This window comes from Micromonospora chalcea (assembly GCF_002926165.1).
GTDB lineage: Bacteria > Actinomycetota > Actinomycetes > Mycobacteriales > Micromonosporaceae > Micromonospora > Micromonospora chalcea.
In genome coordinates this window covers 1-11,815 of sequence record NZ_MAGP01000022.1, presented here as the reverse complement: position 1 = coordinate 11,815, position 11,815 = coordinate 1, and the positions used below count along the sequence as shown (strand labels likewise).

The following is an 11,815-nucleotide window of genomic DNA, read 5'->3' as shown; positions in this document are numbered from 1 at the left end:
CCCGCACCCCGTCGGCCTGACACGCCGCCACCAGATCCGCAACCGGCTGCGGCGGACCCGACACCACCACCGTCGACGGACCGTTCACCGCCGCCACCCCGACACCCGGGAACGCCGGCAGCCACTCAGCCACCGCCTCCGCCGACAGGTCCACCGACGCCATCGTCCCGGTACCCCGCAGCACCGTCAGCGCCCGCGACCGCAACGCCACAGCCTTCGCCGCGTCCTCCAGGGAGAGAATCCCCGCCACACACGCCGCACCGATCTCACCCTGCGAGTGACCGACCACCGCCGCCGGGGTGACCCCCGCGTGCTGCCACACCGCCGCCAGCGCCACACCCACAGCCCACAGCACCGGCTGCACGACCTCGACCCGCTCCAGCCACGACTCGTCGTCACCCGTCAACACCGACACCAGATCGACGTCCAGGTACGGGGCCAGGGCCCGCTGACACTCCGCCAGACTCGCGTCGAACACCGGCGTCCGACCCACCAAGCCGGCCGCCATCCGCGCCGACTGCGCACCCTGACCCGGGAACACGAACACCGCACTCGTCCCGACGGCCGTACCCGTGACCAGGTTCCCCGCCGGCGCACCAGCCGCCAGGGCGTCCAGCCCCGCCAGCAACTCCTCCGCGCTCGACCCGACCACGACCGCCCGCTGGTCGAACGTCGACCGGGTCGTCGTCAGGGACCAGCCCACCGCCGCCGCATCGACCTCGCCGTGCTCGCGTACGTGCCGGGCCAGCCGGGCCGCCTGGCCGGTCAGGGCTTCCCTCGACCGCCCCGACAGCGGCCATGCCACGACGCCGGAATCCACGAGGCCGGGCCGGGTGTCCACGCGTGCGGCGTCGACCGGCTCGTCACCCTGCTCGATGATCACGTGGGCGTTCGTGCCGGAGATGCCGAACGACGACACCGCCGCCCGGCGCGGCCGGTCCACCGCCGGCCACGGCCGCGACTCCGTGGCCAGCTCGACGGCGCCGGAGGTCCAGTCGATGTGCGGGGACGGCTCGTCCACGTGCAGCGTCGCCGGGACGAGGCCGTGCCGGATGGCCTGCACCATCTTGATCACACCGGCCACCCCGGCGGCGGCCTGGGCGTGGCCGATGTTCGACTTGATCGAGCCGAGCAGCAGCGGCCGGTCGGCGGGCCGCTCCCGCCCGTACGTGGCCAGCAGGGCCTGCGCCTCGATCGGGTCACCGAGCGTGGTGCCGGTGCCGTGCGCCTCGACCACGTCCACGTCGGCCGTGGTAAGGCGGGCCGACGCCAGCGCCTGGCGGATCACCCGCTGCTGCGACGGACCGTTCGGGGCGGTCAGCCCGTTGGAGGCGCCGTCGGAGTTGATCGCCGAGCCGCGCACCACCGCGTACACGGTGCGGCCCTGTCGGCGCGCGTCGGAGAGCCGCTGCACGAGCAGCATGCCCACGCCCTCGGACCAGCCGGTGCCGTCGGCCGACGCGGCGAACGACTTGCACCGGCCGTCGGCGGCCAGGCCGCGCTGCCGGGAGAACTCGACGAAGGCGGTCGGGGTGGCCATCACCATCACGCCGCCGGCGAGGGCCATGTCGCACTCGCCGCGCCGCAGCGCCTGACCGGCCCAGTGCAGGGCCACCAGCGACGAGGAGCAGGCCGTGTCCAGCGACACCGCCGGCCCCTCCAGCCCGAACGTGTACGCCACCCGGCCGGAGATGACGCTGCTGGTCATCCCGGTCAGCATGTAGCCCTCGGCGGCCTCCGGCGAGTACGCGAGCAGCGAGCCGTAGTCCTGGCCGCTGGTGCCGACAAAGACGCCGGTGCTGCTGCCCCGTACGTCGGCCGGGTCGATGCCGGCGGACTCGAAGGACTCCCAGGTGGTTTCCAGCAGCAGCCGCTGCTGCGGGTCCATGGCCAGGGCCTCGCGGGGCGAGATGCCGAAGAAGCCGGGGTCGAACCGGTCCACGCCGCTGAGGAAGCCGCCGCCGCGGGCGTAGAAGGTGCCGGGGGCGTCGGGGTCGGGGCTGTAGAGGCTGTCGAGGTCCCAGCCACGGTCGGTCGGCAGGTCGCTGATCGCGTCGACGCCGTCGACCACCAGCCGCCACAGGTCGTCGGGCGACCACACGCCGCCGGGCAGCCGGCAGGCCATGCCGATGATCGCGAGGGGCTCGTCGTCGCCGACCGGCACGGTGGTCGTCGCGGGTCGCACGGGGACCGGGGTGCCGGCGATCTCCGTACCCAGGAAGCCCGCCAGGTCGTGCGGGGTCGGGTAGTCGAAGACGAGGGTGGCCGGCAGCCGCATCCCGAAGGCGTTGTTGAGCCGGTTGCGCATCTCGACGGCGGTCAGCGAGTCGAAGCCGAACTCGCTGAACGCCCGGCGCGGCTCGATGGCCGCCGGGTCGGGGTAGCCGAGCACGGCGGCGGCCTGCCCGCGGACGATCTCGACCAGCGCGGCGGCCCGCTCGGCGTCGCCCAGCCCGGCGAGCTGCTGCACCAGTGACGCGCCGGTGGTGGCCGCGGCGGCGCGCGCGGGCGTGCGGATCAGCGCCCGGTACAGCGGCGGGATGCTCCCGCCGGCGAACTGCACCTTCATCGCGGCGAGGTCCAGCCGGGCCGGGACGAGCGCGGCGTCGGTGGTGCGGCAGGCCACGTCGAAGAGCGCGAGCCCCTCCTCGGCCTCCATGGCGGCGACGCCGGAGCGGGAGATCCGGTTGAGGTGGACGTCGTCCAGCTCGGTGGTCATGCCGCTGCGGTCGGCCCAGAGGCCCCAGGCGAGGGTGAGCGCGGCGAGGCCGCGCGCCTTGCGGTGGTGGGCCAGCCCGTCGAGGAACGCGTTGGCGGCGGCGTAGTTGCCCTGGCCCGGGCCGCCTGCGGTGGCGGCCAGCGAGGAGTACGAGACGAACGCCTTCAGGCCGAGGTCGGCGGTCAGCTCGTGCAGGTGCCACGCGGCGTCGACCTTGGGCCGCAGCACGCCGTCCATCCGCTCGGGGGTGAGCGAGGAGATGACGCCGTCGTCGCGGACGCCGGCGGCGTGGACGACGGCGGTGAGGGGGTGCTCCGCCGGGATGCCGGCCAGCAGCTCGGCCACGGCGGCGCGGTCGGCGACGTCGCAGGCGGCGACGGTGACGCTCACGCCGAGCGCCTCCAGTTCGGCGCAGAGCTCCGCGACGCCCCCGGCGGCGCGGCCGCGCCGGCTGGTGAGGATGAGGTGCCGGACGCCGTACGTGCTGACCAGGTGCCGGCTCATCAGCTGGCCGAGGGTGCCGGTGGCGCCGGTGATCAGCACGGTGCCGTCGGAGTCGAACGGGGCGGCCGGCGGCTCGGCCGGGGCGGGAACCCGGGTGAGCCGGGCGCCGGCGGCGACACCCGCGCGGATCACGACCTGCGGTTCGTCGGTCGCGACGGCCGGGACGAGCGCGGCGGCACAGCCGGCCACGTCGTCGACGTCGACAAGCACGAACCGGTCGGGGTTCTCCGACTGGGCGGAGCGGAGCAGGCCGATCACGGCGGCGCCGGCCAGGTCGGTCAGGTCGGCGTCCCGGTCGGTGGCGACCGCGCCCGAGGTCAGCACCACCAGCCGGGACACCGCGTAGCGCTCCTCGGCGAGGAACTGCTGGAGCACGGCAAGCACCCGGTGGGTCGCCTCGGCGACGGCGCGCGGCACGTCCGCCGACGCGGGCGGGTCGAGCAACGGCAGGACCAGCACGCCGGGCGCGTCCGTCCCGTCGTCCATCGCCGTGGCCAGGGCCGTCAGGTCGGGGTACGCCGCCACGGCCGTGCCGGTGGCCGCGACCGCGTCGGTGAGCGCCGCGGCGTCGCCGATGACCGCCCAGTCGACAGTGGACGGGCCGGCGGGCAGCGCGAGCGGCGCCCAATCGACCTGGAAGAGCGACTCGGTGCCGCCGCCGGAGGCGGTGCGGAGCTGGTCGGCGGAGACCGGCCGCAGGACCAGGGAGCCGACGGAGATGACGGGCGCGCCGGTGACGTCGGTGAGCAGCAGCGAGATGCTGTCGGGGCCGGTGTGCGAGACCCGGACGCGGGCCGCCGCGGCCCCGGCGCCGTGCAGGGCGACGTCGTTCCAGGAGAACGGCAGCCGGCCGTACCCCGGGGGCATGCCCGCCCCTGAAGGCTCTCCGGCCGGCGTGGTCAGGCCGAGGGTGTGCAGCGCCGCGTCGAGCAGGGCCGGGTGCAGGCCGTACCCGCCGGCCTCGGCGGCGGGGGCCTCGGGCAGCGCCAGCTCGGCGAAGAGGTCGTCGCCGCGCCGCCACGCGGAGCGCAGGGCGATGAAGGACGGACCGTAGTCGTAGCCCTGGGCGGAGAGGTTCAGGTAGAGGTCGTCGGTGCCGACCTCGGTGGCGCCCGGCGGCGGCCAGGTGGTCAGGTCGGACCAGCCGGCGGGGCCGCTCGGGGCGGCGGGGCCGCTGGCCAGCACGCCGCTGGCGTTGCGGGTCCAGGTCCGCTCGCCCGCGCCCTCGGCCGGCTCGCCGTCCTGGGCGGAGTGCAGCGACACGGACCGGCAGCCGGTCTCGTCGGCCGGGCCGATCCAGAGCTGGATGTCGACGCCCCCGGTCTCCGGCAGGATCAGCGGCGACTCCAGGGTGAGTTCGCGGACGTGGTCCGCGCCGACGTGCGCGCCGGCCTGGAGGGCGAGTTCGACGAAGCCCGTGCCGGGCAGCAGCACGGTGTCGAAGACGACGTGGTCACAGATCCACGGGTGGGTACGCCGGGCCAGCCGGCCGGTGAACAGGAATCCCTCGGCGTGCGCGACGCCGACGGCGGCCCCGAGCAGGGGGTGTTGCGCGGGGCGCAGGCCGACGGCGGTGACGTCGCCGGTCCACCCGGCGCCCGCCTCGGGCCAGTAGCGCTGGTGCTGGAAGGCGTACGTGGGCAGGTCGACGCGCCGCGCGCCGGTGTCGGCGAACCACTGCCGCCAGTCGACCGCCACCCCGTGCACGTGCAGCTCGGCCAGCCCGGCCAGCAGCCCGTGCGCCTCGGGCCGGTCGGCGCGCTGCGCGGCGACGGCCAGCACGGCGTCGTCGGCGGGCAGGATGTCGGCCGCCATCGCGGTCAGTACGCTGCGCGGGCCGATCTCCAGGAACGTGTCCGCCCCGGCGGCGCGCAGCGCGGCGACCCCGTCAGCGAACCGCACCGCCTCGCGCACGTGGCGCACCCAGTACTCCGGCGTGCGGATCTCATCGCCGGCCAGGGCACCGGTCACGTTCGACACGACCGGCAACAACGGCGCGGCGAACTCCAACCCGTCGAGAACGGCCCGGAAATCAGCGAGCACCGGCTCCATCAACGGACTGTGGAACGCGTGGCTGACCGCGAGCCGACGCGTACGCACACCCCGGTCCTTCCAGACCCGCTCCACCTCGTCGAGGGCCTCAACGGCACCGGAGACCACGACAGCCTGCGGACCATTGACCGCCGCGATCCCTACACCGGCCAGCCCGTCCAGCGCCGCCGCCACATCGGCCTCGGCCGCCGCGACCGCCAGCATCCCGCCACCGGTCGGCAGCGCCTGCATCAACCGGCCCCGCGCCGCCACCAGCGCGCAGGCGTGCTCCAGCGACAGCACCCCCGCCACGTACGCCGCCGTGACCTCACCGATCGAGTGGCCGCCGACCAGGTCGGGGGCGACGCCGAAGGACTCGACGAGACGGAACAGCGCCACCTCGACCGCGAACAGACCGGCCTGCGTGAACACCGTCTGGTCCAGCAGCTCCGCCTCAGCCGAACCCGGCTCGGCGAAGAGCACCTCGCGCAGCGGGCGCGGCAGGGCCCTGTCCAGGTGCCCGCACGCCTCGTCGAACGCGGCGGCGAAGACCGGGAACTCGGCGTACAACTCCCGGCCCATGCCGGCGCGCTGCGCACCCTGGCCGGAGAACAGCACCGCCAACGGACCCCGGCCGCCGGCCTGGCCCGTGACAACCGCACCCGACGGCTGCCCGGCGGCCAGGGCACGCAACCCGGCCAGCAACTCCTCACGGCCGGTCGCGGAGACCACGGCCCGGTGCTCCAGGGTGGAGCGTGAGGTGACCGACGAGAAGGCCACGTCCAGGGGCCGCAGGGTCTCGTCGGCGGCGATCCGGGCCGCCCAGCGGCCCGCCGGCGCGGCGAGGCCGGCCGCGTCCCGGGCCGACACCGGCACCGGCACGACCGGCCGCTCGACCGGCGACGCGGCGGCGGCCGACGGGGACTGCTGGGGCTCCGGAGCCTGCTCCAGGATGGTGTGGGCGTTCGTGCCGGACACCCCGAACGAGGAGACGGCCGAGCGGCGCGGCCGGCTCACCGCCGGCCACGGCGTCGCCTCGGTCACCAGCGACACCTCGCCGGCCGACCAGTCGACCTCGGGCGTCGGCTCGTCCACGTGCAGGGTGGGCGGTACGACGCCGTGCCGCATCGCCATGACCATCTTGATCACACCGGCGACACCGGCGGCGGCCTGGGCGTGACCGATGTTCGACTTGACCGACCCGAGCAGCAGCGGCGCCGAGTCCCCCCGGTCCTGCCCGTACGTGGCGAGCAGCGCCTGCGCCTCGATCGGGTCGCCGAGCCGGGTGCCGGTGCCGTGCGCCTCCACCACGTCCACGCCGCCGGTGGCGAGGCCGGCGTTGGCCAGCGCCTGCTGGATCACCCGCTGCTGCGACGGCCCGTTCGGGGCGCTCAGGCCGTTGGAGGCGCCGTCCTGGTTGACGGCGCTGCCCCGCACCACGGCGAGGACGGGGTGGCCGTTGCGCTGCGCGTCCGACAGCCGCTCCAGCACCAGGACGCCGACGCCCTCGGACCAGCCGGTCCCGTCGGCGGCGGCGGCGAACGCCTTGCAGCGGCCGTCGGCGGCGAGGCCGCGCTGCCGGGAGAACTCGACGAAGGCGGCCGGGGTGCACATGGCGGTGACCCCGGCGACGATCGCCAGGGTGCACTCCCGCTGCCGCAGCGCCTGCCCCGCCAGGTGCAGGGCGACCAGCGAGGACGAGCAGGCCGTGTCGATGGTGACCGCCGGGCCCTCCAGCCCGAAGGTGTAGGCGATCCGGCCGGAGACCACGCTGCCGGCGTTGCCGGTCATCAGGTGCCCCTCCAGGCCCTGCGCGGCGCCCATCAGCACGGTGCCGTAGTCCTGGCCGGTGCTGCCGGCGAAGACGCCGGTGCGGCTGCCGCGCAGCGAGTGCGGGTCGATGCCGGCCCGCTCCAGGGCCTCCCACGATGTCTCCAGCAGCCAGCGCTGCTGCGGGTCCATCGCCAGCGCCTCGCGGGGGGAGATCGCGAAGAAGCCCGGGTCGAAGTCGGCCAGGTCGTGGACGAAGCCGCCCTGCCGCGTGTACGACGTGCCGCTCTGTTCAGGGTCGCTGTCGTAGAGCGACCCGAGGTCCCAGCCGCGGTCCTCGGGGAAGTCGGTGACCACGTCCCGGCCGGACGCGACCACCTCCCACAGGTCCTCGGGAGAGCGCACCCCGCCGGGGAAGCGGCAGCTCATGGAGACGATGGCGACCGGTTCCTGTTCACCGGCCTCCACCTCGCGCAGGCGCTGGCGCACCTGGTGCAGGTCAGCGGTGACCCGCTTGAGGTAGTCGAGAAGCTTCGCCTCGTCAGCCATGGACCGCGCACTCCTTGTGTTGACCCGTCGTCGCAGCAGCGATCACGTCAGGACATCCCCAGCTCGCGGTCGATGAAGTCGAAGACCTCGTCCGGCGTCGCGTCCTGGAGCTTCTCGGCGACGGTGTCGCCGTCCGCCGGGGCGTCGGCCTCGTTGAGGGAGGCCAGCAGCGCCCGCAGCCGTTCGGTGATCCGAATTCGGGCGCTGCGGTCCGGCGCCGAGCCGGAGAGTGCCGCTTCCAACCTGTCCAGCTCACCGAAGACCGGTGCGACCCCGGCCACGCCGCCGTCGACGATCGCGGCCCGCACGTATTCGGCCAGCCCGGCGGCGGTCGGGTAGTCGAAGACCACGGTGGCGGGCAGCCGCACGCCGGTCGCCGCGGTGAGCCGGTTACGCAGCTCCACGGCGGTCAGCGAGTCGAAGCCGAGTTCGCGGAACGCCCGGTCCGGCTCGACGGCGTCCATCGAGGCGTGCCCGAGCACCGCGGCGGCCTGCCCGCGTACCAGCTCCAGCAGGGTCTTGCGTCGTTCGGCGTCGGTCTGCCCGGCGAGCAGGGCGGCCAGGGACTCCGCGGAGACGCCGGTGTCCTCGGCCCGCTCGGCGACGGCCCGCCGTGCCTCGGCCACACCCGCGATGAGCGGGCTGGGCCGCACGGCCACGAAGCCGGGCACGTAGCGGGCCCAGTCGATCTCGGTCACCATCGTCGCCGGCTCGCCCCGCGCGACGCACTGGGCGAGCGCCGTGAGCGCGAGCGCGGTGTCGAGGCGGGCCACGCCGGTACGCCGGCGGCGCTCCTCGACGGCCTGGTCGGTGGCGGCCATCCCGCCGGCCGCCCAGGGGCCCCAGGCGACCGAGGTGGCCGGCAGGCCCTGGCGGTGCCGCTGCTCGGCGAGCGCGTCGAGGTAGGCGTTGGCGGCGGCGTAGCTGCCCTGACCGGCGGCGCCGAGCTGGCCGGCCATCGCGGAGAACAGCACGAACGCGCGCAGTTCCCGCCCGAGGGTGAGCTCGTGCAGGTGCAGGGCGCCGAGCACCTTGGGTCGCAGGACGGTGGCGAGCCGGTCGGGGGTGAGCCCGTCGAGCACCCCGTCCTCCAGCACGCCGGCGGCGTGCACGACGGTGGTCAGCGGCGCGTCGGCGGGCACCTCGTCGAGCAGCTTGGCCAGCGCGGCCCGGTCGGCCACGTCGCAGGCCGCGACGGTCACCCGGGTGCCCGCCCCGGTCAGCTCACGGACGAGTGCCGTGGCGCCGGGGGCGTCCGCGCCGCGGCGGCTGACGAGCATCAGGTGCTCGGCGCCCCGGGCGGCCAGCCAGCGGGCCTTCTCCGCGCCGAGCGCGCCGGTGCCGCCGGTGACCAGCGTCGTGCCCGGGTAGCCGGCCTCGTCGGTGGGCGCCTCGCCGCCGGGCGCGCGTACCAGCCGGCGTACCAGGATGGTGGCGCCGTCGACCGCGAGCTGGTCCTCGCCGTCGAGGCCGGCGAGGGCGGCGCAGAGCAGGTCCCAGCCGTGGTCGTCCAGGGTGGCCGGTACGTCGACCAGGCCGCCCCACCGCTCGGGGTGTTCGAGGGCGACGACCCGGCCGAGGCCCCAGAGCAGCGACTGCTCCGGGCGGCCGGCGGTGCCGCCCCGGGTGGTGCCGGCGGCGCCCCGGGTGACGCACCACAGCGGCGCGGCGACGTCGAGGTCCCCGAGCGCCTGGATCAGCGCCAGCGACCGGGCGAGGAACGGCGGCACCGGCTGGGTGTCGTCGACCGCGCCGTCGGCGAGGGCGAGCAGGGACAGCACCCCGTCGACCGGGGCCGGCCCGCCGTCGGAGGTACGGGTGACACCGCTCAGGTGTGCGGTGAGGGCGGCCCGGTCGGTCAGGTTCTCCGGCAGCGACACCAGCCGGACGTCGGCGCCCCGGCGGGACAGCTCGGCGACGGCGGCCTCGCCCTCCTCCGGGTGCCGCGCGTCGGCGATCACCCACCAGGCGCCGGGGAGGAAGCTGACGGGCGTGCCGGTGTACGGCTGCCAGACGGCGCGGTAGCGCAGGTCGTCCAGGGCGGACCGGTTGCGCTGCCGGCGTCGCCAGGAGGCGAGCACGGGCAGGGCCCCGCCCAGCCGTTCCAGGGATTCCGTCGCGTCCTGCTCGGTGAGTTCCGCGAGCGCGGCCAGGTCGTCGCGTTCGACGGCCGCCCAGAACGCGGAGTCGACGCCGCTCGGGGTCTCCTCGGTGTCGTCCTGCCGGGTCGCCGCGGTCGGCCAGAAGCGGCTGCGGTCGAAGGCGTACGTGGGCAGTGCCACCACGTCGGTCTCGGCGAGGACGGCCGTCAGGTCGACGGGCAGGCCGATCGCGTGGGCGGTGGCGAGGTTCGTCAGCAGCCGCGTCGCGTCGTCGTCACCGCGCCGCAGGCTGCCCAGCGTGTGCCCGGTCGCGCCGGCGTCGTCCAGGATCGCCGTCACCGGCATCGTCAGCACCGGATGCGGTGAGATCTCGACGAACGTCGTGTGACCCGCCTCGACGGCCACCCGGACGGCGGCCTCGAACTGGACGGTCTGCCGCAGGTTGTCGTACCAGTAGTCCGCCGACATCGAGGACGGGTCCACCCAGTCCCCGGTGAGGGTGGAGACGAGCCGGACGTTGCCCTGTCGCGGCGTCACGTCGGCCAGGTCGGCGCGCAACTGCTCCGCGACGTCCTGCACCGCCACGGAGTGCGACGCGTAGTCCACCGGGATCAACCGCGCCCGCACCCCGTCGGCCTGACACGCCGCCACCAGGTCGGCGACCGGTTGCGGCGGACCCGACACCACCACCGTCGACGGGCCGTTCACCGCCGCCACCCCGACACCCGGGAACGCCGGCAACCGCTCAGCCACCGCCTCAGCAGACAGGTCGACCGACGCCATCGTGCCGGTGCCCCGCAGCACGGTCAGCGCCCGCGACCGCAGCGCCACGGCCTTCGCCGCGTCCTCCAGGCTGAGGATCCCGGCCACACACGCGGCACCGATCTCACCCTGCGAGTGACCGACCACCGCCACCGGGGTGACCCCCGCGTGCTGCCACACCGCCGCCAGCGCCACACCCACAGCCCACAGCACCGGCTGCACGACCTCGACCCGCTCCAGCCACGACTCGTCGTCACCCGTCAACACCGACACCAGATCGACGTCCAGGTACGGGGCCAGGGCCCGCTGACACTCCGCCAGACTCGCGTCGAACACCGGCGTCCGACCCACCAAGCCGGCCGCCATCCGCGCCGACTGCGCACCCTGACCCGGGAACACGAACACCGCACTCGTCCCGACGGCCGTACCCGTGACCAGGTTCCCCGCCGGCACACCAGCCGCCAGGGCGTCCAGCCCCGCCAGCAACTCCTCCATCCCCGACCCGACCACAGCCGCCCGCTGGTCGAACACCGACCTGGTAACAGCGAGAGACCAGCCCACCGCCGCCGCGTCGAGGTCGGCGTGCGCGCGGACGTGCTGGGCCAGGCGAGCGGCCTGACCGGCCAGCGCGCCCTTCGACCGCCCCGACACCGTCCAGACGACGACGTCGGAGGCCACGAGCCCCGGGCTGCGATCCTCGGCGGCCTCGCCGTCGGGCTCCACGCTCTCGGCGGGGAGGTCCTCGGGCAGTTCGATGATCACGTGGGCGTTTGTGCCGGAGATTCCGAACGACGACACCGCCGCCCGGCGCGCCCGGTCCACGGCCGGCCACGGCCGCGACTCGATCGCCAGCTCGACGGCCCCGGAGGTCCAGTCGATGTGCGGCGACGGCTCGTCCACGTGCAGCGTCGCGGGAACCACGCCCTCGCGCATCGCCAGCACCATCTTGATCACACCGGCGACGCCGGCGGCGGCCTGCGTGTGGCCGATGTTCGACTTGACCGAGCCGAGCAGCAGCGGCTCCTCGCGCTCCTGCCCGTACGTGGCGAGCAGGGCCTGCGCCTCGATCGGGTCACCGAGCGTGGTGCCCGTGCCGTGCGCCTCGACCACGTCCACGTCGGCCGCGGAGAGCCGCGCCGACGCCAGCGCCTGGCGGATCACCCGCTGCTGCGACGGACCGTTCGGGGCGGTCAGCCCGTTCGAGGCGCCGTCCTGGTTGACCGCACTGCCCCGCACGATCGCCAGCACCTCGTGCCCGTTGCGCCGCGCGTCCGACAGCCGCTCCACCAGCAGCACGCCCACACCCTCGCCCCAGCCCGTGCCGTCCGCAGCCGCCGCGAACGCCTTGCACCGGCCGTCGGCCGCCAGGCCCCGCTGC

Annotated in this window: 2 protein-coding genes; both read right to left on the bottom strand. The window is 75.3% G+C overall.

Annotated features, from left to right (window positions below; genetic code table 11):
- The coding region (locus BAW75_RS03480; RefSeq protein ID WP_104112604.1) for a type I polyketide synthase at positions 1-7,573 on the bottom strand (7,573 nt) is incomplete at its 3' end.
- A 47-nt stretch (positions 7,574-7,620) separates the two neighbouring features.
- Positions 7,621-11,815 (bottom strand): type I polyketide synthase (locus tag BAW75_RS03475; protein WP_146074792.1); only part of this gene is annotated, 4,195 nt, incomplete at its 5' end.